This window comes from Massilia sp. CMS3.1 (assembly GCF_051262535.1).
Lineage (GTDB): Bacteria > Pseudomonadota > Gammaproteobacteria > Burkholderiales > Burkholderiaceae_D > Telluria.
This window is the reverse complement of the sequence record NZ_JBIMES010000006.1, coordinates 17,563-41,724: the sequence shown is the minus strand read 5'-3', so window position 1 is coordinate 41,724 and position 24,162 is coordinate 17,563. Positions and strand designations below refer to the sequence as shown.

Below are 24,162 nucleotides of genomic sequence, written 5' to 3'. Positions count from 1 at the left end.
GGACCCCATGCGCGACCCACAAGTGGTGGTATTTGGCGGTTCCGGTTTCATCGGCAGTCACCTGGTCGCGCTGCTGGCGCAGGAAAGCATCCCGACCCTGGTACCGACGCGCCATGCCGCGCGCGTGCGTCACCTGACGACATTGCCCGGGGTCGACGTGGTCGAAGCGGATATTTACGACGACGCGAGCTTGCGTCAGTTGCTGCAAGGACGCACCGCGGCGATCAACCTGGTCGGTATCCTGCATGGCAGCCGTGCCCAGCCTTACGGTCCCGAGTTCCGGCGCGCCCACGTCGAGCTGCCGCGGCGCATCGTCGCCGCCTGCCATGCCGCCGGTGTGCCGCGCTACCTGCACATGAGCGCGCTCGGCGCGAACGTCGACGGCCCCTCGATGTACAGCCGCTCGAAAGCCGATGGCGAGCTGGCCGCGCGCAGCCACCCGGAGGTGGCGGCCACCATCTTCCGTCCTTCGGTCGTGTTCGGTCCGGGCGACCAATTCCTGACCATGTTCGCGAAACTGCAGCGCCGTTTGCCGGTCGTGCCGCTGGCCGGCGCCTCGGCCGCCTTTCAGCCTGTGTACGTGGGCGACGTCGCCACCGCTTTCCTGCATGCGCTGCGCGACCCGCATGCGGCGCACCAGGTCTATCAGCTGGGCGGGCCGACCATTTATACGCTGGCCGAGCTGGTGAGGCTCAGCGGACGCTATGCCGGCTGCGAGCGCCACATCATCGAGTTGCCGATGGCACTGGCGCAGCTGCAGGCGCGCATGTTCGAGCTGCTGCCGGGCGAGCCGATCCTCACGCGCGACAATCTCGACTCGATGAAGGTCGATAACGTCCTCGATCCCGCGATCGGGGACTTGACAGCCGCTTCCCTGGGAATCAAGCTCACCGCGCTCGAAGCGGTCGCGCCGCACTACCTGGCGCACAGCGAACCGCTCGACCGCCTGCGCACCCGCGCCGGGCGCTAACCATCGACCAGGAACGCCATGCAGACTACCGAACTCGACCCGACCCTCTCGAACACCCTCGACAATGCCCGCAAACCCGGCCTGACGCTTGTCATCGGCAACAAGAACATCTCCTCGTGGTCGATGCGGCCCTGGGTGGCGGCAGTCGCGTTCAACATTCCGTTTACCGAAGTGCGCCTGCTGCTCGATCAACCCGACACCGCGGCAAAAATCGCCGCCTATTCGCACGCCGGCCGCGTTCCCGTTCTGCTGGCCGGAGAAATGACGATCTGGGACAGCCTTGCCATCTGCGAATACCTGGCCGAGCAGTTCCCGGATAAACACCTGTGGCCGCAGGACGTCGCTGCACGTGCCTTCGCGCGGTCGATCACGGCCGAAATGCATTCCGGCTTCGCTTGCCTGCGCAACGACATGTCGATGAACATCCAGGCCAGCCTGCCGGGACGCGGACGCACGCCGGGCGCGCAGGCCGACATCGGCCGCATCTGCGAGATCTGGGAAGAGTGTTTGTCCCGCTTCGGCCACCGCGGTTTCCTGTTCGGAGAGTTTTCCATCGCGGACGCCTTTTATGCGCCGGTCGTGATGCGTTTGCGCACCTACGGCGTCACGCTGGCGCCGGCGCTGCAGGGCTATTGCGAGCGCATGCTGAAGCACCCGGCGGTGGCGCGCTGGGTCGCCGAGGCAATGGCGGAAACCGACCTGACCCCGCTGCACGACGCCGACCTGCCGCGCGCATGACGATGAAGATCTATGTCGTCGGCGGCGCCGTGCGCGACGAGCTGCTCGGCTTGCCGGTGCAGGACCGCGACCACGTCGTCGTCGGCGCCACGCCCGACGCCATGCTGGCGGCCGGCTTTCGTCCGGTCGGCAAGGATTTCCCCGTATTCCTGCATCCCGAGACCCAGGAAGAATACGCACTCGCGCGCACCGAGCGCAAGACCGCGCCCGGCTACCACGGCTTCGTGTTTCACACCGACCCCGACGTCACGCTGGAAGACGATTTGATCAGGCGCGATCTCACCATCAACGCGATGGCGCGCGGCGCGGACGGCGCCATCGTCGACCCGTATGGCGGCCGGCGCGACCTCGCCGCACGCGTGTTCCGCCACGTGTCCGAAGCGTTCGCCGAAGACCCGGTGCGCATCCTGCGCCTGGCGCGGTTTGCCGCGCGCTTCCCGGCATTCCGGGTGGCCGACGAGACCTTGTCGCTCATGAAAAAGATGGTGGAAGAGGGCGAGGTCGACGCCCTCGTGCCCGAGCGCGTCTGGCAGGAACTCGCGCGCGGGCTGATGGAAAACCACCCGTCGCGCATGCTGGCGGTACTGCGCGACTGCGGCGCGCTGGCGCGCATCATGCCCGAGCTCGACGCCTTGTGGGGCGTGCCGCAGCCGCCCAAGCACCACCCGGAAGTGGACACGGGTGTCCACATGATGCTGGTGATCGATGTTTCGGCAGAGCAGCGCCATTCGTTGGCGGTGCGCTTCGCGGCGCTCATGCACGACCTCGGCAAGGGCATCACGCCGCCGGATAACTGGCCGTCCCACCACGGCCACGAAGGCATGGGCGCCAAACTGATCGGCGCCGTATGCAAGCGTTTGAAAGTGCCGAACGATTGCCGCGACCTGGCGCTCATCACCGCGCGCGAACACGGCAATGTCGCGCGCGCCTTCGAGCTGCGCGCCAATACCATCGTTACCCTGTGCGAGCGCTGCGACGCCTTCCGCAAGCCCGAGCGTTTCGCCGACATGCTGCTGGCCGCCGAATGCGATGCGCGCGGACGCGGCGACGCGAACCACGCGATGCGCACGCGCGCCTATCTGCAGCGGCCCTACCTGCTCGCTGCGCTGGCGGCGGCGCGCGCGGTCAATGCCGGCGAAGTGGCCGCCGGCTGCGGCGAGAACAAGGCGCAGATCCCCGACGCCGTGCACCATGCGCGCGTGAGCGCCGTCTCGCAGTGGGTGTACAGCGCCGACGGTGCGAAGGCCTACGCCGACAGCACGCTGGGACCGGACTGATTGTTTCACCCGGCGCTCATGCACACCGACTGGACGCCGCTACCCCTTCCTCATATAGTCGGGTTTCCCCAACCCGACAGGCCAGCCATGCACCGGATCGACGTCAAACCCTTCTGGCGTGCGCTACCTTTTGGTATTGCCGGCCTGACGCTGGCTTTCGTGCTCGCCTCGTCGGCCGGCCGCGCCGCCGCGGTGTTCGGCCCGGCCAGCTGGCGCGCGCTGTTCGTGGTCGTCTTTGTCGCGATGGCGAGCTTGCCCTGGATGGTGCTGAGCCGGGAAGGGCGGCGCCAGATCGGCTTGCAGCGTCCGCGTCACCCCGGCTGGCTGGCGCTTGGCCTGCTGCTCGGCGCGCTGGCTGCGAGCGCCTGTTACCTGCTCGGCGCCACCCTGTATGGCGCCAGCGCCGACAACTGGTTCGTCAGCATTGCGCGCAGCTACCAGCTGCAGCCCACGGGAGGCTGGAGCCTGCTGCGCCTGCACCTCACCTTTACGGTCATTGCCTGCCTGTTCAGCCCGATCGGGGAAGAAATCTTCTTTCGCGGCTTCCTGCAAAAAGTGCTGGAGGACCGCCATGGCCGCACAGGGGCGACCGTCATGGAGGCGGCGCTGTTCGCGCTGGTCCACTTGTGCCACCACGGCATCCTGGTGGGCGCCGCCGGGGTGCAAGTGCTGCCCGTCTCCGGCGCCTTGTGGGTGGCGCAGATGTTCCTGCTGTCGCTGATGTTCGCCTGGCTGCGCCGCCGCGGCGACTCGGTCATGCCGGCCATTGCCGCCCACGCCGCCTTCAACGCCGCCATGAATGGCTGGATCTTCGCCCGCCTCTGGCCTTGAGCGCGTAATTGTTACAAGACGTACCACGTGCGGTGGCCGGTGGGGCAGGTTTGCTATGCTCGAACCATGAGCAAATTGGCACAACAGATGGACAGGTCTTTCGCGGTGGTGATGCACCGTCTCGAGGCGATGGGGCCGCGCAGGCGCCTGCGCTACGGCGTGATGGCCGCGCTGGCGCTCGTCGCCCTGCTGGCCTTCCTCTACACCCGCACCACCGGCGTCGACGTCGACACCCAGAACCGCGTGATGTTCGACCTGCACGAATTGCAGCAGGTCGACGCCGAATGGGATACGAATTTGCTGCGCGCCCACATCGGCCGCAACGTCGCCGATGCCCGCCTGGCCGCACCGCTGCCGCGGATCGACGAGCTGAGCGGCCGCCTGGCCGAGGCCCTGCCGATGACGCGCGGGCGCGGGCCGCGCCAGGCGCACGCGGCACTGGTGGCCTCGCTGCGCACCAAGGCCGCACTGGTGGCGCAATTTCGCACCCTCAATCCGTCCTTGCGCGCGGCCCTGCTGTCGATGCCGCCCGCACTGGCCGACCTGAAGACGGAGCTCGGCGGGATCGAAGGCGCGCTGGCGCCGGGCCGCGTGGTAGTCCGCCTTGACGCGTTGTTGAACGATTTATTGGCCGATACACTGCGCTACAACCTGGCCCCAAGCCCCGCGCTGGCACGCCGTATCGAGGGCAACCTGGCGCAGATCGAGGCCCAGAAAGACTGGTTTTCGCTGGCCGTGAGCGAGCAGGTCGACGCGCTGGCGCGCGATACCCGCATCATCCTCGCCAAGCGCCCGCGCGAAAACGAGCTCGAAGCCCGGATCGCCGCCACGGGCACCGCGGAAGCGATGGCGCGCCTCGGGCGTGAACTCGACCGCTCGTTCCAGGCCGAGGTGCTGGAACGCCAGCGCTGGCGCGGCTTCCTGTTCGCCTATTCGATCCTGCTGCTGGCTTTACTGGTCTACGCCGGCTGGCGCCTGCGCCGCAGCTACCGCATCATCAACGACGTCAACCGCCGTTTGAGTGCCGCCAACGACACGCTCGAACACCGCGTCGCCGAGCGCACCGCGGAACTGGAAGAACAGTCGGCCAAGCTGGCGCGCCTGGCCCTGCACGACAGCCTGACCGGCCTGATCAACTATGGCCAGCTGACCCGCTTGCTGGAGTTGGCCCTGGTGCGCGCCGCGCGCCGCGACAGCGTGGTGGTGGCGATGTTCATCGACCTCGACGGATTTAAGGGCGTGAACGATACCTGGGGCCACGCCACCGGCGACCTGGTGTTGCAACTGGTCGCCCGCCGCGTGCAAAAGGTGTTGCGCGCCGAAGACATCCTGGCGCGCCTGGGTGGCGACGAATTCGTCGTCATGCTGGAAGGGGTCGCTTCGCCCGAGGACGCGCTGCGCATCGCGCGCCTGGTGCTGGATCAGATCGAAGGCATCAATGAGGCCGACGGCAACCCGGTGTCCATTTCCGCCAGCATCGGAATTGCCAGTGCGCGCGGACGTGCCGGGGCGGAATGGGGCGCGGCGGCCCTGCTGGCCGACGCCGACAAGGCGATGTACGCCGCCAAGCAGGCCGGCAAGGGTACCTTCATCATCAGTCCGAACGCGCACTGGAGCGTCGATGCCACGCCCGGGGCGGCGTGAGCGCACGCATTCGCCGGCACAACGCAAAAACGCCATTCCGCTACAATGTCACTGATGGTGCAGTGCACAATAAACGGATCGATCCCTTATGCCCGACAATTCGATAAGCAACTGGTTTGCCAGCCTGGCCGGCACCAGCGCGCGTCCCGCGGTGCTGGTCAAGGCGCTTGGACAGCGTGATCGCCGCCGCATGCTCAAGCATTTCCTGGCACTCGACGAAGCCGACCGCATGCTGCGCTTCGGTACCGTGCTGCCGGACGAGCAGGTCCACGCGTATGTGAACAAGATCGATTTTTCGCGCGACATCGTGTTTGGCGTCGTCAGCCGCGTGTTTCAACTGGTCGGCGTCGGCCACCTGGCGTTCGCACCGCCCGAGCCAAACCGTGTCGGCACCACGGCGAAGGAACGCGTGGCCGAATTCGGCGTGTCGGTGTCGAAATCGGGGCGCGGGCAGGGCGTCGGTTCGCGCCTGTTCGAGCGCGCCGCGATCCACTGCCGAAACAGCGATATCGACACCTTGTACATGCAGTGTTTATCGAGCAACCGCACGATGATGCACATCGCCAAGAAGGCGGGCATGGAGATCAAGCGCGAGTATGGGGAAGCCGATGCCTACCTGCACCTGCCGCCCCCGAGTCCAGGCAGCGTGATGCGCGAGGCGCTGGAAGAGCAGTTTGCGGCGATTGATTACAACGTCAAAGCCAACGCCCGCGCCGCCGTAAAATGGTTTGCGCCCCGCAAACGATCGTCATGATCAGCGGCCCGCTTCCCCGATCGGCAAGGCCGTCGTCTCTTTTATTCTTTGCAACGCAAAACTCGATTTCACATCCAGCACCGACGGATGGCGCAATAACGTTGCCATCATGAAGCGCGAGAAATGGTCCATGTCTTCGACGTGAACCCGCAGCAGGAAATCCATCTCCCCCGTCATCGCATAGCAGGCCACCACTTCCGGCCAGGCGGCCACCGCCTGCGCGAATTCGAAGCGCGGGGAGGTTGCCGGCACGCGTGAATTGGCCGGGCCTTCGCTGTGCTTTTCCAGACGCACATTCACATACGCCAGCAGCCCGAGGCCGATCTTGTCCGGGTCGACCAGCGCCACGTACTGGCGGATCACGCCGGCTTCTTCCAGGCGCTTGATGCGCCGCAGGCAGGGAGAAGGCGACAGGTTCACGCGCTCGGCCACATCCTGGTTCGACAGGCGGCCGTCGGCCTGCAAAATCTCCAGGATCTTGCGGTCGGTTTTGTCCAATTCTATCTTTGACATAAATTTCCCTTGTACTAGCGAGATCCGCAATTTTATTGCGCAACTGCTTCGGCGGGGGGAATTGATTGGTATTTAATGCCGGGTGCACAAGACTATACTGTCGCAGATTACGGAGGAGACAACTCCGTCGCGGCGCGACAAAAAAAACAAGCGCGCCGCACCCACCTAACGGAGACAAGCCAATGAACGCACCCCTCGACCGCTCCCAGCTGCAACCATCCCAGCCGGAGCACGAGATCACGCTCGACGACAAGTGGACGCTCGAGCGCGGCCGCGCCTTCATGACCGGCACGCAAGCCCTGATCCGCCTGCCGATGCTGCAGCGCGAGCGTGACCTGAAAGCCGGCCTGAACACGGCCGGCTACATCACCGGCTACCGCGGTTCGCCCGTCACGTCCGTCGACCAGACTGCGATCAAGGCGAAAAAGCACCTCGACGCCCACCACGTCAAATTCCACCCGGGCATGAACGAAGACCTGGCGGCGACCGCCGTCTGGGGCACCCAGCAGACGAATTTGTACAAGGACGCCAACTACGACGGCGTGTTTGCCATGTGGTACGGCAAGGGCCCGGGCGTCGACCGCTGCGGCGACGTGTTCAAACACGGCAACAACGCCGGTTCCGCCAAACATGGCGGCGTGCTGGTGCTGGCCGGCGACGACCACGCGGCGAAATCCTCGTCGACCGCGCACCAGTCGGACCACATCCTGACCCACTGCGGCATTCCCGTCCTGTACCCATCCTCGGTGCAGGAATACATCGATTTCGGTTTGCACGCCTGGGCCATGAGCCGCTACACGGGCCTCTGGGTATCGATGAAGTGCGTGACCGACATCATCGAGTCCGGCGCCGTGGTCGACCTCGACCCGGACCGCGTGCAGATCGTCACGCCGCTTGATGTCGAACTGCCTGAAGGCGGCCTGAACATCCGCTGGCCGGACGCCGTGCTGGACCAGGAAGTCCGCATGAGCAATTTTAAATGGTACGCGGCGCTGGCGTATGCCCGTGCAAATAAACTCAATAAAATCATCTGGGACAGCCCGCAACCGAAGATCGGCATCATCACCGCCGGTAAAAGCTATGTCGACACGCGCCAGGCGCTGGCCGACCTCGGCATCGACGAGCAGGCGGCGCGCGACATCGGCCTGCGCCTGTATAAAGTCGGCATGACCTGGCCGCTCGAGTCCGAAGGCGTGCACGAATTCGCGCGCGGCCTGGACGAGATCCTGGTGGTCGAAGAAAAGCGCCAGGTGATGGAATACGCGCTGAAGGAAGAACTCTATAACTTACCCGACGCCGAACGTCCGCGCGTGGTCGGCAAGTTCGACGACACCGGCGAATGGCACAACAAAAACCGCACCGGCCACGGCGACTGGCTGCTGCCGGCGACCTACGAGCTGAACCCGGCCCAGATCGCGCGCGCCATTGCCTCGCGCATCTCGCACTACTGCGCCGGTCACCCGGTTGCCGAGCGCGTCAAGGAACGCATCGCCTTCCTCGAAAACAAAGAGCTGGTGCTGAAAAACATCCCGGCCAAGGCCAATCCGGAAACCGACCGCATCCCGTACTTCTGCTCGGGCTGCCCGCATAACAGTTCGACCAAGGTGCCGGAAGGCTCGCGCGCGATGGCCGGCATCGGTTGCCACTACATGGTGCTGTGGATGGACCGCGAAACCTCCACCTTCACCCACATGGGCGCCGAAGGCACGACCTGGATCGGCCAATCTCCCTTCACCAGCGAAAAGCACGTCTTCGTGAACCTGGGCGACGGCACCTATTTCCACTCCGGCATCCTGGCGATCCGCGCCGCCGTGGCGGCCAAGGTGAACATCACTTATAAAATCCTGTACAACGACGCCGTCGCCATGACCGGCGGCCAGAACGTCGACGGTCCGCTCGATCCGGGCATGATCAGCCGCCAGATCGCGGCCGAAGGCGTGGGCCCGATCATGGTCGTCACCGATGAACCGGAAAAATACCCGAGCGACTACGCCTGGGCCCCGGGCGTGACCGTGCACCACCGTTCCGAGCTGATGGACGTGCAAAAGCAACTGCGCGAACTGCCGGGCGTCACCGCCGTGATCTACGACCAGACCTGTGCGTCGGAAAAACGCCGGCGCCGGAAAAAAGGCGAATTCCCCGACCCAGCGAAACGCGCCGTCATCAACGAGGCCGTCTGCGAAGGCTGCGGCGACTGCTCGGTGCAATCGAACTGCCTGTCGGTCGAGCCGCTGGAAACGGAACTGGGCCGCAAGCGCCAGATCAACCAGTCCTCCTGCAACAAGGATTTTTCTTGCGTCTCCGGCTTCTGCCCGAGTTTCGTTACCGTCGAAGGCGGCGGCCTGAAGAAACCTAAAAAGGTTTCGGTCGGCGCCGACAGCGCACCCCCAAGCCTGCCCGAGCCGGCCGTCCCGCAGATCACGGCCCCGTTCGGCATCCTGGTCGCCGGCGTCGGCGGCACCGGTGTCGTCACCGTTGGCCAGATTCTGGCAGTCGCCGCCCACGTCGAGGGTAAAGGCGCCATCGTGCTCGACCAGAGCGGCCTGGCCCAGAAGGGCGGCCCGGTGATGTCGCACGTGCGCCTGGCGCAGCAACAGTCCGACCTGCACTCGACCCGCGTCGGCACCGGCAGCGCCGACCTGGTCATCGGTTGCGACCAGATCGTCGCCGCCAGCCGCGACGCCTTGAGCCGCATGGGCGAAGGCCGCACCTGGGCCGCCGTCAACGGCACCGGCTCCACCACCGCGGCGTTTGTCAAAAACCCGGAATGGCAATTCCCGGCCGAAGGCTCGCGCGCCGCCATTGTGCTCGCGTGCGGCGCGGACAATGTGGACTTCGTCGACGCCGGCCAGATGGCGACCACCCTGATGGGCGACGCGATCGCGACCAACATGTTCATGCTCGGCTACGCGTTCCAGAAGGGCCGCGTGCCGCTGCTCGAGGCCTCCCTGATGCGCGCGATCGAACTCAATGGCGTCTCGGTCCCGTTCAACAAGGCCGCGTTTAATTGGGGCCGCACGGCCGCGCATGACCTGGCGTCGGTGAAACGCGTGACGACCCCGGCCAAGGTGGTCGAGTTCAAGCGCGCCCAGACCCTGGACGACGTGGTGAACCGCCGCATCGAACTCTTGACCGCGTACCAGAACGCCGGCTACGCCGCCCAGTACAAAGCCTTTGTCGACCAGGTGCGCAGCGAGGAAGCGAAACTGGGGAAAGGCACGCGCTTGACGGAAGCCGTGGCCCGTTACTTCTACAAGCTGATGGCCTACAAGGACGAGTACGAAGTGGCGCGCCTGCACACCGACCCGGCGTTCAAGGAAAAGATCGCCAACATGTTCGAAGGCGATTTCACGATCAAGTATCACCTGGCGCCGCCGCTGCTGGCCAAGCACGACAAGGAAGGCCGCGCGATCAAGCAGGAATACGGGTCGTGGATGTTGAAAGCCTTTGGCGTGATGGCCAAGCTGAAGGGCCTGCGCGGCACACCGTTCGACGTGTTCGGCTATACCGCCGAGCGCAAGACCGAGCGTGCCCTCATCGGCCAATACCGCGAGACGGTGGCAAGCCTGCTGCCGAAGCTGTCGAACGAGAACCTGGCGCAGGCCGTGGCGATCGCCAGCATTCCGGAAGACATCCGCGGTTACGGCCACGTGAAGGAACGCCACCTGGCGGCGGCAAAGGCCAAGGAGGCCCAGCTGTTGTCGGCTTTCCAGAACCCGGCGGGACTCACGCACGCAGCCTGATTATTCGTTTTGCATAGTTTTTTGCGCCAGGCCCGGCTCCCAGCTGGTCCTGGCGTTGTTGTTTTGTGGCATTAGAAATTTATTTTTAAAAAAACCGCAAACGACACAGCTTCGGTCTTCTCAAAGTGGCAGGCTTGTCTTACTCTTCCCTCACGAACCTTGTCCCACATCTATTGCCCATGAAATCGCCCACTCGCCAAGACGGCCGTACGACGCCTTCGCTCCGCCTGATCTGCACCGCCATCGCGCTCGCGTCGACGCTTGCCGCGTGCGGCGGCGGCGGCGGGTCGCCCGGCACCATTTCTCCCGCGCCGGTGTCCACCAGCCCGAGTGCGGGGGAGCCGGACATCGCCACCCTGGGCGACGCCTTCAGCAACTACTGGAATTTGTGTGCCAAGCCGCGTACCGGCATTGATCCGTACACGAACAAGCCTTACCCGGACAGGCAGGGCACCCTGCGCGACGAACTGACCTTTCTGCGCGCCTGGACCCACCAGAACTACCTCTGGTACAAGGAAGTCCCGACTGATGTCAGGATGGCCGATTTCACCAACGCGATCGACTACTTCGGCAAGCTCAAGACGCCGGCTTTGACGGCATCGGGCACGCCGAAGGACCAGTTCCACTTCACCTACGACACGGCGGAGTGGGACAAGCTGAACAACTCGGGTATCGAACTGGGCTATGGCGTGACCTGGAGCAGCGCCGGGGCCACCGCACCGCGCACCTGGAACGTCGCGGTCGTCGAACCGGGCTCGCCTGCGGCGGCGGCCGGCCTGCGCCGCGGCGACCGGCTGACCGTGATCGATGGCGTCGACTTCGTCAACGCGACCGATGCCGCAGCGGTCGAGAAAATCAATGATGCACTGTTCCCGGATACGCCAGGCGAGTCGCACAGCTTCAGCCTGCAGCGCGGCACGGACACCGTCGCGGTGAGCATGCAGGCGCAGGACGTGACGGCGCTGTCGGTGAAGAACACCAGGGTCATCGACACCCCGGCCGGCAAGGTCGGCTACCTGAGCTTCGAGAACCATAACGCGGTGGCCGAGCGCCAGCTGATCGATTCGTTCAATACGCTGAAAACGGCCGGCGTCACCGGCCTGGTGCTGGACTTGCGCTACAACGGCGGCGGCTTGCTGCACATCGCCGCCCAGCTGGGCTACATGATTGCCGGCCCGGCGTCGGCGGGCAAGGTATTCGAGCGTTTGCAGTTCAACGACAAGATCAAAACGGATTCGTCCGACACCATCCTGTTCTCGCCGACGGCCTATGGCTTTGCGGCCGGCGCGGGCACGGTACCGAAGGGGTCGGCACTGCCTTCCCTGGACCTGACCCGCGTCACCGTCCTGACGACGGACGGCACCTGCTCGGCGAGCGAATCGGTGATCAACGCGCTGCGCGGCATCGACGTCCAGGTCGACATCATCGGCGCCCAGACGTGCGGCAAGCCATATGGTTTCACGCCGGTGCCGAACTGCGGAACGACCTACTTCTCGATCGAGTTCCAGGGCGTGAACGCCAAGGGCTTCGGCGACTACGGCGACGGCCTGGCGCCGACCTGCGCCGTGGCCGACGACCTGACGCGCGAGCTGGGCGACACCAACGAAGCGCTGCTGTCGACCGCACTGAGCTACCGCAGCACCGGCATCTGCCCGGCCCAGACCCGTAGCTCGGCGCAGGCGATGGCGATCACGGCGCGCACCCTGGTGCGCCCGAAGGTGTCGCAGATCGCGATTCATACCCGGGCAAGGTAAGCACACCGCGCCCTTCGCTGAAACGACGAAGCGCCACCTCCGGGTGGCGCTTTTTTTTCGAACGCCAAAGCGCTCGTCTGCAAGAGGCAAACCCGACTATAATTTTCCGCTTTGCCCTTCCACCTGCCGGAGCTTCCCGATGATTCGTTCTGCGTTACTGCTTGCGCTCTTGACTGCCGTGCCCCTGTCCGCTGTTGCCATTGCCCCCGCCACTGGCCTGACTACCGTGTCCGAGCGTTCCGGCTTCAAGGCCACCGGCCGCTACGACGAAGTCGTCAAGCTGTGCGCCGCGTTCGCGAAAGCGTACCCGAAGCAGGTGAAATGCATTGAGTTCGGGCGCACCCCGGAAGACCGCCCGATGCTGGCGCTGGTCGCGACCCGCAGTGGCGCGTTTACCCCCCAGGCGGCAGCGAAGGGAGGCATTCCTGTCACCCTGATCCAGGGCGGCATCCACGCCGGCGAAATCGACGGCAAGGATGCCGGCTTCCTGGCCCTGCGCGAAGTACTCGACAACCGCCTGGCCAAGGGCGCGCTCGAGAAACAGGTGCTGCTCTTCGTCCCGGTCTTCAACGTCGACGGCCACGAGCGCTTCCAGCAGTGGAACCGCCCGAACCAGCGCGGCCCGGTCGAGATGGGCTGGCGCACGACGGCCCAGAATTTCAACCTGAACCGCGATTACGTAAAAGCCGATTCCCCCGAGATGCAGGCCATGCTGACGCTGGTGAACGCCTGGGATCCGCTGACCTATGTCGACCTGCACGTCACCAACGGCGCCCAGTTCCAGCATGACGTCTCGATCCAGGTGGAACCCGTGTATTCAGCCGATCCGGACTTGCGCAAGGCGGGCCTGGCGCTGCGCGACAACGTGATCGCCGACATCGCCAAGCTCGGCTCGACCCCGCAGTCCTACTACATGTCGTTCGCCAAGACCGACGATCCGCAGTCGGGCTTTGTCGACGGCGTGTCCGACCCGCGCTTCTCGACCGGCTACTTCCCGCTGCGTAACCGCATGGCGATGCTGGTCGAGACCCATGCGTGGAAGGACTACCCGACGCGCGTGCGCATCACCCACAACAGCGTGATCTCGGTGCTCGAGCAGGTGGCGAAGTACGGAAAAGGGTGGCAGCTTGCCGCAGCAAGCGCCGACGTTCGCGCCGCGCGCCTGGCCGGCACGCCGGTGGCGCTGACGTATAAAACCCTGGAACAGTCGAAGATGGTGGATTTTAACGGCTACGCGTACACCCGTACCCCATCGGACGTCTCCGGCATCCTGATGACGCGCTACGACGAAACCAAACCGCAGGTCTGGCGCGTGCCGCTGCGCGACGAGGTCGTGGCCGACCTCGAAGTGGCGGCGCCACGCGCCGGCTACATCGTGCCGGCCGCGCATGCGGCGGCAGTGGGCGCGAAACTGCGCCTGCACGGCATCACCTTCCGCAAGCTCGACAAGTCCCTGGACGGCTTCGCCGGCGAGACCTTCCGCGCCGCGAAGACCACCTTCAGTGCGGCGTCGTTCGAATCGCACCAGCGCCTCACGGTCGAGGGCAGCTGGAAAAGCGAAACACGCGACATCGGGCGCGGCGCGCTGTTCGTGCCGATCGCCCAGCCGAAGGCGCGCCTGGTGATGGCGATGCTGGAACCGCAGGCGCCGGACTCGCTGCTTGCCTGGGGTCTGTTCAACAACGCCTTCGAGCGCAAGGAATACATGGAAGAGTATGTCGCCGAGGACGTCGCGCGCGAGCAGATGGCGGCCAACCCGGCGCTGGCTGCCGAATTCAGGCGCCGCATCGAGAGCGACCCGGCGTTCGCGCAGAACGCGCACGCACGCCTCGAGTTTTTCGCGCGCCGCCACTCGTCGTGGGATGAACGTTTGAATTTGTACCCGGTGCTGCGTACGAACGTCGCGCCGTAACGCGAAGGGTAATCCCGCGTGGGCCGGGCGGCGAACCGCTCTCGAGTCCACGCGGTCAACCCGTCGAGCAGTCGACACAGTCGACGGTATCAGGCCCCCAGCAACTCCCGCACGGCCCCGACATACCGCTCGCTCACCGGCACCTCCGCCGTGCCGCGCAGGCGCAGCGCATAACTCCCATCCCCCGCCACGCTCAGCCCCGCGACCTGCTCGCGCCGCACGATGCTGCTCCGGTGCACCCGCAAAAACTGCGCCGGATCCAGGTGTTCTTCCAGGCGGCTCAGCGCTACCCGGTGCAGCGGCGATCCCGCCGCCGTATGCAGCGCCACATAATTGCCTTGCGCTTCGATCCAGAGAATGTCGGCCACCCGCACCTGGTCGATCCGGCCGACCGAGCGCACGCTGATCTGCTCCAGGTAGGCCGGTCCTTCGGTATAGGCATGCAGCGCCCGGCCATAGGCGCCGCGCTGACGCCCGGCCAGCAGCAGCGCCGCCCGCTCGACGGCCTGCGCCAGGCGCGCGTCGTTCAGGGGTTTCAACAGGTAGTCGAGCGCGTGCACCTCGAAGGCCTCGATCGCGTGCGCGCTGTGGGCGGTGACGAACACCACCAGGGGCGGTTCTATCATGCGCCCCAGTTCGCGCGCCAGCAGCAGGCCCGACTCGCGCGGCATCTGGATATCGAGGAACAGCAGGTCGATGCGGCAGCCGGCCAGCGCCTCGCGCGCACGCGCGGCGCTGTCGGCCTCGAACGCGAGCTGCCAACCCGCGTGCGCCTCCATCGCCAGGCGCAAATTGGTGCGGCCGGGCTCTTCGTCGTCGACGATTGCGTAATGAATGTTCAGGTTCGTCAATCCCGCAGCGCCAGCGGCAGGCTGATCTCGGCAAGAAAATTCTCGCCCTGCCGTTCGGTGCGCAGCGACGCGCGTGGATCGCCCGCGTATTCGACAGGCCAAGACCCGTGCCCGGGTTCGGCGAGGCCCATTCACTGACCGGATTCATCACCCGGATCAGGAGTTCCTTGGCAGTTCTTTCGAACGACAGGCGGATGTCGCCGACGCCATCGTGGCAATCGAGGTCGTGGCGCAGCGCGTTCTCGATCAAGGGCTGCAAGAGCAGCGGCGGGCATTCGCCACGGCGCACTGCCTCGTCGTCGCCCTCGATGCGGATACGCAGGCGATCGCCGTAGCGCAGGCGCTGCAAGGCCAGGTAGTCGCGCACAAAACCGAGCTCCTCGTCGATCGTCGCCTGTTCGCGCTGGGTGGCGGACAAGGCATAGCGCAGCAGGTCCGAGAGGCGCCCGATGCCGGCCAGCGCGTCATGCTTGTCGCCGGCGCGCACCAGGGCGCTGATAGCGTTCAATGCATTGAAGATGAAATGGGGCTCCAACTGGGCGCGCAGCGCCAGCATGCGCTGCTGTTCGAGGGCCAGGTGCAGGTTCATGTTTTCCGCCTGGGCGCGCTGGAACGCTTCGCTACGGGCGCGCGCTTCGCGCAGATTGCCAACGGCGATCATCGCGATGAAGGTACCCGTGATCCAGGCCGTTTCGGTGAACCAGGTCAGCTTGCCCATGTTCCCCAGTTCGGTCCAGCCGCTGGCGAGGGTCAGCGTTTCGCCGCGCAGCAGGACGTCGGTACAGCTCAGAAAGAACATTTCCAGCGGTACGAACAGGAAGACCAGGCCGGCATACACCCGCAGCGTGTTGCGGTGGTCGGTGAACAGGGCGGGGTGGCGTGCAAGTACGAGGCCGAGGGTGGTACTGAGCGCCATCACCGGCACGTGCCCGCTCCACCAGTTGAGGAGCTGGAACGGATACGATGCGGGGCGTCCGAGCTTGACGTGGTCGGCGTACATGCCGAGCGCACCGGCCGCGCACAGCAGGGTCCAGAAGGTGATGTGGACCAGCAGCGTGCGAGCGATTCTGCGTTGTCGTTGATTCATGGTGGGCCGAGTATAGCAGCGCCAGACGCGGTAAAAACAGGGCGGCGGCGGCGCTCGTCACACGCCGGCGGCCCTTCGTCACACGCCACCCGCCACGTACAATGGCGGCCTCTAGAATCGGACACTCCATCTCACTTTCGCGATTCACCCATGAAATGCTTGCCCCTGTTGCTGTTGCTGCTGCTGTCCCCGTTGCCGTATGGCGCTGCGCAGGAAGCGCCTTCATCGCCAGCGCCGGCGCGCGTCGAAGTCAGGGGCGCGGCCGAGCAGCTCGATGCCGCAGCTGCCAGGCGCGTGGTCGGGCGCGCCGAGATTGCCGCCTACGGCGACGGCAATGTGGCCGATGTGCTCAGGCGCCAGAGCGGCGTTTCGGTCGTCGGCAGCGAAGTGCGCATGCGCGGGCTCGGCACCGGCTATACGCAGATCCTGGTCGACGGCGAGCCGGTGCCGCAAGGGTTTGCGATCGATTCGATCGCGCCCGAGCTGGTAGAACGCATCGAGATTGCGCGCAGCCCGACGGCCGACCGCAGCGCGCAGGCGATCGCCGGCAGCATCAACATCGTGCTGCGCAAGCGCCCAGGGGGCGCGCGGCGCGAGGACAAGGTGGCGAGCAGCTACGGGCGCGGCCAGTGGAGCCCGTCGGCATCGACCCAGGCCAGCGGCAAGAGCGGCAGCCTTGCCTGGTCTGCAGGCGCCAGTGTCGAGCGCAGCGCGCGCATCGACAGTATCCGCATCGACGAGACGCTTGACAGTGTGAACGCCAGGCGTGAGGCGCGCCGCTCCACCGAGGTGGGACGCTCGGCCAACAAGCGCGTCAATATCACGCCGCGCCTGAACTGGACCTTCGACAATGGCGACACCCTGGGCTGGCAAACGCTCGCCGCCCTGACACGCGCGCACAGCGCCGGCATCCAGGGCGAGGAGACGTTTCTGGGCGAACCGACTGCCTACCCGGACAGTGTCGCCAGCTCAGCCTCGCACGTCGCCAGCCTGCGCAGCGACCTCGCCTGGACGCACCGCATTGACGGCGCCGGCAAGTTAACCGTGAAAGGCGTGGTCGACGCCAGCCGGCGCCGCGGCGACTACCTGTTTCGCGGTGCCCGGCCGGACGGCACTGCCGGTCTTGCGCGTGCCGTGGCCTCGGGCGCGGACGAGCGCACGGCCAGCCTGAACGGCAAATACCTGGCACCCCTGGGTGCCGCGCACAGCCTGGGACTGGGCTGGGACGCCAGCCGCACGGCGCGCGGCGAACACCGGAATCAATCCGATACGTTTGGCGGCGCCGCAGGCGCGGCGCGGCGGCTGCAGGACTACACGGCGCGGGTCGAGCGCATGGCATTGTTTGCCCAGGTTCACGCTCAACGCCGGCATCGACTACCGCGCCGGGAGCGTGTGGGATGCGGGCGCGAATCTCAATGTGCGCGGCAGCGCAACGAGCCGCTCGCCCGATGGCGTCGCCACCTGGCGCGGCAGGGTGGCCCAGATGGATATGTACTGGACGCGCAAGTTGGATGCCCAGTGGCGCGCGCGCGTGAGCGTGGCCAACGCGCTGGGCCGCAGCCAGCAGACCGGCAGGGCTTACCGTGCGCCTGACGGCAGCGTGGTCACCCGGGTGCTGACCTGGGAAGGCATGGCCAGCATCCGCATCGGCATCGAGCGTGCGCTGTAAAGGCCGCTAAGAAAACGCTGAATTAATCGTGTTCACAGGCACTTCACGACATGGCAGCCGTGCTCAAGCTTGGCTCGCACGCTGGCCTTCGCCTGCTCCAGTTTTTCCTTGGCTCGACCCAGCTCATTTTTATTAAGCACCTGACGCACGCTGGGCCCTGATAACCGGCATCACCCAGCACTACTTTCTCGCCACCGTGCAGTAGTGCATGCGCCTGCGTCACGTCGGCCACGTTGCCAGCCGTGCCTTCCGCTTCGGAAAAACTTGTTTGCTTCATTGGTGTATGACCAAAGATGAGATTCCTGAGTGCGGTAATCGGGCGCGTCGGCCGAGAAACTCGGTGTATAGATTAGCTTGTGCCTAACGCAACGTCTGTGTGTGCCCGGCCCTTGGACGCGCGTCTTGCAGCTCTGCGAGCAGCGCTTGGCCTTCCTGCCACGTTCCAAGCTTGGCGGCACTGCCGATATGTCCGCGAGGGCCGATGAGCCGATAGTCGCTTCCCCATGCTTGGGCAAAGTGCCGGCCACGAGCGAGCGGGACGTATTCATCGTCAGTACTAGCTACGACCATCGTCGGGAAGGGCAGAACGCTGAGTGGCATTGGTACGAACCCGACCGTCCCGGGTGGGTAATTCGGTCCTTCAACATCGCTCGGTGCCACCAGAAGCGAACCCGCCACTGGGCCGCGATGTGCTCGCGCCCAGTGGGCAACTAAGCAGCAGGCGAGGGAGTGGGCGACAAGAATTTTTGGCGTGTCATCCGCCACGATACGTGCCTGTAAACGCTCGACCCAATCTTGGACACATGGCGTATCCCAATCGTCCTGAAGCACCCTCTCGTAACCGCACTCCCGCTCCCAGTGAGTCTGCCAATGTTCCGGTCCGGAGTTGCTGAGGCCCGGCAGCAGCAAAATCGTATTTTTCTTCATGTTGGGTTATATGTAAAAGGATTGTTTCGGGTAGAAACACGGCAATCGGTTCCGGTCTTGCAGTCCCGATCTCTGCAAGAAACGGTCGCGCCGAGTTTGCTCCGTCTTACCGGGCACTCGGCGCCGGGAAAAGTTCGATGCATCATTGGTCAGATTGGTTGGGTACGCTATTGTGACAGCTCGCTAGGTCAGCGGTTGATTAAATCAGCGGTTCCCTAAGGCCGCGCAGCGGGGGCTGCTTGCCGCCATAATATTGTTATTAATATATTCGATGAAAGAATCGCGCGACCAATAAAAAACTGTAGCGCTTTGCATAATCAAAAATTTTTTGAGGAGGGGTATATCAACGCGGTGCTAGAGTAAAGCAAGGGCGATTGAAACCGATTAAATTTACAAATACCAATTTCCTTTGATGCAGCGAGAGGAGACAGCAATGTACCGGCACAAGGACGGTTTCTTCGCTAAGTCATTCGCTGTGTGTCTGGTACTCATGCTGACCTTGCTCGCCGGTTGCGCCACGAACCACTCACGAGAAACCTGGGCAAAAACGGCATTGGACGGTTTAAATGAAGGCAATGCACGTCTCTACCAGATCTACATTGGATCGCAGGGCGAGCTCCTCAATCCTTATACGCGAGAAATCGTGGAAGACGAGCAAGCGTACCTGGAAGCTATATTCGCGCATATTGCATTGATCAATAAAGATCGGCAGGCTGCTGGCGGCACGCCATTAAAGCTGACGATATTCATTCACGGCGGCTTGAATTCCTTTGAGAACGCCACCGATCGTGTCGACCGGGTGCGTGCGCGTATGTTAAAGGACGGGAGTTACCCGCTGTTTATTTCTTGGGATTCCGGTTTTCCAGGTAATTATCGTGATCACCTGTTCCTGATTCGGCGCGGCATGTCTCGCCATTTCCCTGGCGTTGTTACCTCCCCCATTGTGTTTGTGGAAGACCTCACGCGCTCGGTCGTGCATATTCCTGCCGCTGTCTACAATGTGGTGTTTGGACAACGCAGTCTGAGTCCTCGCTACCAGACCGCCGAGGAGCGCGCGGCAGCGCGCAGTCTCGAGACGCTGACAAAGGCGGGAGAGTTCCAGCTGCGCTTGTCCGGAAAAGAGTTTGGCCATTCCGATGCCGAGGACGTGCTGCGGGCCAATCCCATCAAACTCGTTACCGCACCCTTGATCGATGGATTGGGCAAAGGCGCCTGGAATTCGATGTTGCGGCGTGCCGATCTGGTATTGCGTAAGGCGCGCAGTTTTCAGGGAAGAACGACGGAAGAAAAGGAGAGCGTCCAGGAGCAAAAAGCGCCAGGGTCCCCGGTGAGTGCCGCCTCGACTGCAGCGGCCGAATTTTTCCGCCGATGGGAAGAGGAAGCAAAAAAATTCCAGCAATTGCCCACCATTCTGGTCGGGCATAGCATGGGAACGATCATTGCAAATAATATTCTTGCCAAGTATCCGCGCATCCGCTTCGACCAGATCGTCTACATGGGCGCCGCAGCGCGCCTGAAAGATGTGGAAACAGTGGTGGCACCTTATCTCGAGGCGAACCAGAGAACACGGTTCTATCACTTGTCGCTGCATCCGGAGCGTGAGGTCAATGAAGCGCATTACTACGACGTGATCCCACGCGGCAGCCTGCTCATCTGGATCGACGATACGCTGGCCGACATTAATTCATTCCAGGACCGCACCTCGGGTTCTTGGTTCAACATGCTGCGCAGTGCAAACCAGGTGTTCATGGAAGAAAACGTGCGCAGACGCGTTTATCTGACGCGGTTCGGTGTACGCGACGGATCACCGCAGAACCATGGGGATTTCGGTCGATGTCCGTTCTGGCGCGAGCAATTCTGGACCTTCACCGCTTATCCGGCGACGAAGCGTACCGCGGAGCTCCAATGCCACGACATCGGCGACCGTGTCGGACGCGGCCAGACGACGCCATCCCGGGTGCCACCTCTCCTGCCTGGCGCGCTCGCCAGGAATTAGGAAATGGGCGCCGCTGGTATCAAGGTGCTGCGCCCGTCAGCGGCAATGACGTGAACAGTACGGTGGACATGGTCCCGCCCGCGCCCGGTACCAGTTGATAGACGCGGTCGTATTCGTTGTCGGCGATATCAGGCCCCGGCTGGCCGCCGAACAGGCGCACCAGTTCCGGCAGCGTGTTCGAATGGCCCACGACCAGCACCGGGTCGCTCAGTGTTTTCACTTTCGCCACCAGGGCTTGCGGTGCTTTCGGATCGTAGATTTGCACAGTCAGGCCGCTCGCCTGCGCCAGCGGTTGCGCGGTCTGGCGCGTGCGATTCGTCGCCGTGCTGAAGATGTGCGCGATGCCGGTTTTAGCCAGCATCGCCGCGATATTCTGCGCACGCTGCTGGCCTTGCGGCGCCAGCTCGGGGTCCTTGCCTTCAAGCGCCTTTTCGCCATGGCGGACCAGGTAGATCATCGACGGCTCCGCAATGGCGGCGCAGGGCGCCAGCAGGGCGAGGAAGAGGGCGCAGGCGCCGGACAGGCGCGGGAACAGGGGCATGACGTTTCCTTCGATGGGTGATGAGCGAGCATGAACTTATCATATCCGGCCACCGTCGCGGCATGGCGCTATCGGTGCTATTCTTTCCAGCGACAAACTGAATGTCCGGAGGAGCCCTTGAAGATTGTCCTGCAGACCGAACGGCTGCGCGTGCGCCACATGGCACCGAGCGATGCCGAGTTCATGTTGGGCCTCCTCAACGACCCAGCCTGGCACCGGTTTATTGGCGACCGCGGCATCCGGACGATCGAGGGCGCACGCGATTACATCGTCAAAGGTCCGATGCAAATGAACGCGCGTCTCGGCTTCGGCTTCGACGTGGTTGAACTCCGGGAGAACGGCTGCCCGATCGGCGTATGCGGCCTGGCAAAACGCGATTTTCTCGACGATGTCGATATCGGCTATGCCTTCCTGCCGCAGTATGGCGGGCAGGGCTATGCGTTCGAGGCGGCGCAGGGCGTGTTGGCGCATGCGGCGCAGCTGGGTTTAACACGCATCGTCGCCACTGTGCGTCCCGATAACAGTGCTTCCATCCGCCTGCTCGAAAAACTCGGCCTGCGCTTTGAGCGCATGATCGAGGCGCCGGACACTGCGCGTCAATTGCAGTTATTTGTCATTAATATTCTTAATGCAAATAAAAAACGGCAGAGTAAGCACTCTGCCGTTTTTCGATAGGCCGGATGGCCGAAACTGCTTATAACTGTGTAAGCGAAATCGTATTCACGGCCGGCGTCGAGCACGGCTCCTCGTCAAACGCGATATCCCCCAGTGGATTGGCCACGCCATCGGTTTTCAAATCGACAAAACCGAACAGGTTACGGTCCTGCAGGTGCGAGGGCACGACGGTCGACAGCGACGAGTAGATGTTGTCGACGCGCCCCGGATGCGTCTTTTCCCACCCACGCAGCATCGCCTTGATTTGCTTGCGCTGCAGGTTTTCCTGCGACCCGCACAGGTCGCACGGGATGATCGGGAAGCCTTTTACTTGCGCATAGCGCTCGGTGTCGGCTTCCTTCACATAGGCCAGCGGGCGGATCACCATGTGCTTGCCGTCGTCGGACACCAGCTTCGCCGGCATCCCTTTCAGCTTCCCGCCGAAGAACATGTTCAGGAAGAAGGTCTCGAGGATGTCGTCGCGGTGGTGGCCGAGGGCGATCTTGTTGCAGCCGAGTTCATCGGCGACACGGTACAGGATGCCGCGGCGCAGGCGCGAGCACAGCGAGCAAGTCGTTTTGCCTTCCGGGATCAGGCGCTTGACGATGCTGTAGGTGTCCTGGTTTTCGATGTGGTAATCCACGCCCAGTTTATCCAGGTAGGCCGGCAGCACTTCCGGAGGAAAATTCGGCTGCTTCTGGTCGAGATTCACGGCGACGATATCGAAGTGGATCGGCGCGCGCTCGCGCAGCGTCAGCAGGATGTCGAGCAGGGCATAGCTGTCCTTCCTAATGCGCATACAATTTATGTCAAGATTCCACCCTACATAGGGAATCCTTGATGGAGATCTTTACACAGAACTTCTTATGCAATCTTTACAGGTCGCTTCCTGTAGCCTATGCGAACCTAGAATTATGTTGTTTGAAAACCACAACACGACTGAGCTTACGCGGGCAACTCGCTGATTGAGGCTTCGTTCAGTAGTTCAATCGAGCGTGCAATACCTGAGGTACCCTGACTTTTCTGGACACTCCTAGTTGGTAAATGAATTGCCCCGGCTTTCGTGGACGCCGATTAGTGTGAGTCAGGCGGGGACTTGATCCGCTTGGATTCCATGGACACTTTGGACCTGAGGATTTGGTCGGTCAATGGCCTATTTCCGGCCCTCCAGAAACCGCGCTCCGAGCGAAGGCCGTCGGGGTTTGGTCTTTGAGAGCCATGTGAGGCCGAATCTCATTGTAGTCAATGCGCCATGCCTCCACGACGGACTCGACCTCGGCCAGTGAGGAAAACCAGTGGACGTTAAGGCATTCATCACGTAGCGATCCGTTGAACGTTTCGATGAAGCAGTTGTCGGTCGGCTTGCCTGGCCGGCTGAAATCGATCCTGGTCTGATGGTGGTAGGCCCACAGGTCCAGCATCTGTCCCGAAAATTCGCTCCCGTTGTCGACGAACAGGCATTTCGGGGCCGGGCGTTTTGCGACGATCCGGTTGAGTGCAGTTACGACGTCTTCTCCGCGCAAGCGATGGCCGGCCACGATGGCCAAGGACTCCCGGCTGTAAATGTCGATAATCGTCAGCAGTCGAATTTTCGTTCCGTCTGCGAGTTGGTCCGCTACAAAATCCATGCTCCATGCGTCGTTCGCTCGACGTGGCTGCATGCGCGCCTGGCGAGCCACTGCGCTCTTGCGCCGCTTCTTGCGCCAGGCGCGCAACTGCAACTGCTCCAGGCAATACCAGCGGTAGGTCTGATTGACGCCCAGTTGAAAGCCTTCGCGCTTGAGCAGTACGTGCAGGCGCCGGTAGCCCCAACGAACGCGTACCTGGGCCAGCTCACGCAAGCGTTGGCGCAGTGCCAGCTTTGGATCCTTCTTGCTCGACAAATACTGCGTGCTACGCACTTGCTTGATCAGCCGGCAGGCCCGCGCCAGTTTCAATCCGTAGTGATCGATGATGTAATCGACCACCTCACGCTTCAGCGCGGGCCGCCCCACTTTTTTGAGGCGACGTCCTGCAGGATCGCTTTGTCCAGACTCAGCTCAGCTACCAATTTCTTCAGCCGTGCGTTCTCGTCCTGCAGGATCTTGAGCTCCCGCACGCCTTCGGATTGCAGACCGCCGTACTGCTTCTTCCAGCGGTAAAACGTCTGCTCAGAAATGCCAAGCTGCCGGACAATGTCGCCGACCGCCATGCCCAGTTCGGCCTGCTTCAAGACCGATACGATCTGTTCTGCAGGAAAATGTTTGCGCTTCATGGTCAAGCCCTCCCGCAAAGGAATTATTGACCAAAAACTCGCGTCCG

General features: G+C 63.6%; 19 protein-coding genes and 3 pseudogenes. 13 read left to right on the top strand and 9 right to left on the bottom strand.

The window, feature by feature from the left end:
- Positions 1 to 7: 7 nt before the first annotated feature.
- From ACHAC9_RS11405 to ACHAC9_RS11380, 6 genes are all read left to right on the top strand, one after another.
- On the top strand, positions 8 to 970 hold the full coding sequence (locus ACHAC9_RS11405) for a complex I NDUFA9 subunit family protein (RefSeq protein ID WP_435760098.1): 963 nt from the start codon (positions 8 to 10) through the stop codon (positions 968 to 970).
- Positions 971 to 988: 18 nt separating this feature from the next.
- Complete coding sequence (locus ACHAC9_RS11400) at positions 989 to 1,708, top strand: glutathione S-transferase family protein (RefSeq protein WP_435760096.1); 720 nt, start codon at positions 989 to 991, stop codon at positions 1,706 to 1,708.
- A gap of 2 nt (positions 1,709 to 1,710) precedes the next feature.
- Positions 1,711 to 2,985 carry a multifunctional CCA addition/repair protein gene (locus ACHAC9_RS11395; RefSeq protein WP_435760341.1) on the top strand — a complete coding sequence of 425 codons (1,275 nt, stop codon included), beginning with the start codon at positions 1,711 to 1,713 and terminating at the stop codon, positions 2,983 to 2,985.
- 87 nt (positions 2,986 to 3,072) lie between these two features.
- Complete coding sequence (locus ACHAC9_RS11390) at positions 3,073 to 3,816, top strand: lysostaphin resistance A-like protein (RefSeq protein WP_435760095.1); 744 nt, start codon at positions 3,073 to 3,075, stop codon at positions 3,814 to 3,816.
- Positions 3,817 to 3,903: 87 nt separating this feature from the next.
- A complete protein-coding gene (locus ACHAC9_RS11385) occupies positions 3,904 to 5,460 on the top strand; it encodes a DAHL domain-containing protein (protein ID WP_435760094.1) in 1,557 nt (518 codons plus the stop codon).
- An 88-nt stretch (positions 5,461 to 5,548) separates the two neighbouring features.
- Positions 5,549 to 6,214: an N-acetyltransferase family protein gene (locus ACHAC9_RS11380; protein ID WP_435760093.1), complete on the top strand. Its 666-nt coding sequence runs from the start codon at positions 5,549 to 5,551 to the stop codon at positions 6,212 to 6,214.
- Here ACHAC9_RS11380 and ACHAC9_RS11375 read toward each other — a convergent pair whose 3' ends face one another.
- The gene (locus tag ACHAC9_RS11375) at positions 6,215 to 6,727 is read right to left on the bottom strand and encodes an Lrp/AsnC family transcriptional regulator (RefSeq protein ID WP_435760092.1); all 513 of its coding nucleotides are present in this window, start codon (positions 6,725 to 6,727) and stop codon (positions 6,215 to 6,217) included.
- A 182-nt stretch (positions 6,728 to 6,909) separates the two neighbouring features.
- Here ACHAC9_RS11375 and ACHAC9_RS11370 point away from each other — a divergent pair, with 182 nt between their 5' ends.
- The 3 genes from ACHAC9_RS11370 to ACHAC9_RS11360 all read left to right on the top strand — a co-directional run bounded on the left by ACHAC9_RS11370 (position 6,910) and on the right by ACHAC9_RS11360 (position 14,136).
- On the top strand, positions 6,910 to 10,470 hold the full coding sequence (locus tag ACHAC9_RS11370) for an indolepyruvate ferredoxin oxidoreductase family protein (protein ID WP_435760091.1): 3,561 nt from the start codon (positions 6,910 to 6,912) through the stop codon (positions 10,468 to 10,470).
- Between the two features lie 179 nt (positions 10,471 to 10,649).
- On the top strand, positions 10,650 to 12,224 hold the full coding sequence (locus ACHAC9_RS11365) for a S41 family peptidase (RefSeq protein ID WP_435760090.1): 1,575 nt from the start codon (positions 10,650 to 10,652) through the stop codon (positions 12,222 to 12,224).
- 139 nt (positions 12,225 to 12,363) lie between these two features.
- Positions 12,364 to 14,136 (top strand): M14 family metallopeptidase, encoded by a 1,773-nt coding sequence (locus ACHAC9_RS11360; RefSeq protein WP_435760089.1) that lies wholly within the window; start codon positions 12,364 to 12,366, stop codon positions 14,134 to 14,136.
- An 89-nt stretch (positions 14,137 to 14,225) separates the two neighbouring features.
- Here ACHAC9_RS11360 and ACHAC9_RS11355 read toward each other — a convergent pair whose 3' ends face one another.
- From ACHAC9_RS11355 to ACHAC9_RS11345, 3 genes and pseudogenes are all read right to left on the bottom strand, one after another.
- Positions 14,226 to 14,987 (bottom strand): LytR/AlgR family response regulator transcription factor, encoded by a 762-nt coding sequence (locus tag ACHAC9_RS11355; RefSeq protein WP_435760088.1) that lies wholly within the window; start codon positions 14,985 to 14,987, stop codon positions 14,226 to 14,228.
- Entirely contained in the window at positions 14,984 to 15,118 is a 135-nt protein-coding gene (locus tag ACHAC9_RS11350) for a hypothetical protein (protein ID WP_435760087.1), read from the bottom strand. Before ACHAC9_RS11350 ends, ACHAC9_RS11355 begins: the two co-directional genes overlap by 4 nt.
- A 248-nt stretch (positions 15,119 to 15,366) precedes the next feature.
- A pseudogene (locus tag ACHAC9_RS11345) lies at positions 15,367 to 15,543 on the bottom strand (histidine kinase); the annotation flags it as partial.
- A gap of 681 nt (positions 15,544 to 16,224) precedes the next feature.
- On the opposite strand from ACHAC9_RS11345, the gene ACHAC9_RS11340 reads away from it, so the two are divergent.
- Both ACHAC9_RS11340 and ACHAC9_RS11335 read left to right on the top strand, forming a co-directional pair.
- On the top strand, positions 16,225 to 17,667 hold the full coding sequence (locus ACHAC9_RS11340; RefSeq protein WP_435760086.1) for a TonB-dependent receptor plug domain-containing protein: 1,443 nt from the start codon (positions 16,225 to 16,227) through the stop codon (positions 17,665 to 17,667).
- A complete protein-coding gene (locus tag ACHAC9_RS11335) occupies positions 17,606 to 17,743 on the top strand; it encodes a hypothetical protein (RefSeq protein ID WP_435760085.1) in 138 nt (45 codons plus the stop codon). The genes ACHAC9_RS11340 and ACHAC9_RS11335 overlap by 62 nt, the downstream gene beginning before the upstream one ends.
- Before the next feature lie 160 nt (positions 17,744 to 17,903).
- On the opposite strand, the pseudogene ACHAC9_RS11330 reads toward ACHAC9_RS11335, so the two are convergent.
- Both ACHAC9_RS11330 and ACHAC9_RS11325 read right to left on the bottom strand, forming a co-directional pair.
- A pseudogene (locus ACHAC9_RS11330) lies at positions 17,904 to 17,990 on the bottom strand (hypothetical protein); the annotation flags it as partial.
- A 113-nt stretch (positions 17,991 to 18,103) separates the two neighbouring features.
- Positions 18,104 to 18,670 (bottom strand): RBBP9/YdeN family alpha/beta hydrolase, encoded by a 567-nt coding sequence (locus tag ACHAC9_RS11325; RefSeq protein ID WP_435760083.1) that lies wholly within the window; start codon positions 18,668 to 18,670, stop codon positions 18,104 to 18,106.
- Positions 18,671 to 19,103: 433 nt separating this feature from the next.
- Between ACHAC9_RS11325 and ACHAC9_RS11320 the strand changes: the two genes are divergently transcribed.
- Positions 19,104 to 20,666: a hypothetical protein gene (locus tag ACHAC9_RS11320; RefSeq protein ID WP_435760082.1), complete on the top strand. Its 1,563-nt coding sequence runs from the start codon at positions 19,104 to 19,106 to the stop codon at positions 20,664 to 20,666.
- Between the two features lie 19 nt (positions 20,667 to 20,685).
- Here the strand turns inward: ACHAC9_RS11320 and ACHAC9_RS11315 are convergent, their stop codons facing one another.
- Positions 20,686 to 21,207: a SixA phosphatase family protein gene (locus tag ACHAC9_RS11315; protein WP_435760081.1), complete on the bottom strand. Its 522-nt coding sequence runs from the start codon at positions 21,205 to 21,207 to the stop codon at positions 20,686 to 20,688.
- Between the two features lie 117 nt (positions 21,208 to 21,324).
- Between ACHAC9_RS11315 and ACHAC9_RS11310 the strand changes: the two genes are divergently transcribed.
- Positions 21,325 to 21,882, top strand: a complete 558-nt coding sequence (locus tag ACHAC9_RS11310; protein WP_435760080.1) for a GNAT family N-acetyltransferase — start codon at positions 21,325 to 21,327, stop codon at positions 21,880 to 21,882.
- Between the two features lie 19 nt (positions 21,883 to 21,901).
- Here the strand turns inward: ACHAC9_RS11310 and ttcA are convergent.
- Both ttcA and ACHAC9_RS11300 read right to left on the bottom strand, forming a co-directional pair.
- Positions 21,902 to 22,663: pseudogene (gene ttcA / locus ACHAC9_RS11305) on the bottom strand (tRNA 2-thiocytidine(32) synthetase TtcA); the annotation flags it as partial.
- A 343-nt stretch (positions 22,664 to 23,006) separates the two neighbouring features.
- A protein-coding gene (locus ACHAC9_RS11300; protein ID WP_435760079.1) for an IS3 family transposase occupies positions 23,007 to 24,115 on the bottom strand; the annotation gives its coding sequence in 2 pieces (ribosomal slippage) (positions 23,007 to 23,863 and positions 23,863 to 24,115; 1,110 coding nt in all).
- Positions 24,116 to 24,162: the final 47 nt, after the last annotated feature.

Coding starts and splice junctions, on each gene's coding strand:
- ACHAC9_RS11405 (WP_435760098.1), top strand. CDS start 8: ATGCGCGACCCACAAGTGGTGGTATTTGGCGGTTCCGGTTTCATCGGC.
- ACHAC9_RS11400 (WP_435760096.1), top strand. CDS start 989: ATGCAGACTACCGAACTCGACCCGACCCTCTCGAACACCCTCGACAAT.
- ACHAC9_RS11395 (WP_435760341.1), top strand. CDS start 1,711: ATGAAGATCTATGTCGTCGGCGGCGCCGTGCGCGACGAGCTGCTCGGC.
- ACHAC9_RS11390 (WP_435760095.1), top strand. CDS start 3,073: ATGCACCGGATCGACGTCAAACCCTTCTGGCGTGCGCTACCTTTTGGT.
- ACHAC9_RS11385 (WP_435760094.1), top strand. CDS start 3,904: ATGGACAGGTCTTTCGCGGTGGTGATGCACCGTCTCGAGGCGATGGGG.
- ACHAC9_RS11380 (WP_435760093.1), top strand. CDS start 5,549: ATGCCCGACAATTCGATAAGCAACTGGTTTGCCAGCCTGGCCGGCACC.
- ACHAC9_RS11375 (WP_435760092.1), bottom strand. CDS start 6,727: ATGTCAAAGATAGAATTGGACAAAACCGACCGCAAGATCCTGGAGATT.
- ACHAC9_RS11370 (WP_435760091.1), top strand. CDS start 6,910: ATGAACGCACCCCTCGACCGCTCCCAGCTGCAACCATCCCAGCCGGAG.
- ACHAC9_RS11365 (WP_435760090.1), top strand. CDS start 10,650: ATGAAATCGCCCACTCGCCAAGACGGCCGTACGACGCCTTCGCTCCGC.
- ACHAC9_RS11360 (WP_435760089.1), top strand. CDS start 12,364: ATGATTCGTTCTGCGTTACTGCTTGCGCTCTTGACTGCCGTGCCCCTG.
- ACHAC9_RS11350 (WP_435760087.1), bottom strand. CDS start 15,118: ATGGGCCTCGCCGAACCCGGGCACGGGTCTTGGCCTGTCGAATACGCG.
- ACHAC9_RS11340 (WP_435760086.1), top strand. CDS start 16,225: ATGAAATGCTTGCCCCTGTTGCTGTTGCTGCTGCTGTCCCCGTTGCCG.
- ACHAC9_RS11325 (WP_435760083.1), bottom strand. CDS start 18,670: ATGAAGAAAAATACGATTTTGCTGCTGCCGGGCCTCAGCAACTCCGGA.
- ACHAC9_RS11320 (WP_435760082.1), top strand. CDS start 19,104: ATGTACCGGCACAAGGACGGTTTCTTCGCTAAGTCATTCGCTGTGTGT.
- ACHAC9_RS11315 (WP_435760081.1), bottom strand. CDS start 21,207: ATGCCCCTGTTCCCGCGCCTGTCCGGCGCCTGCGCCCTCTTCCTCGCC.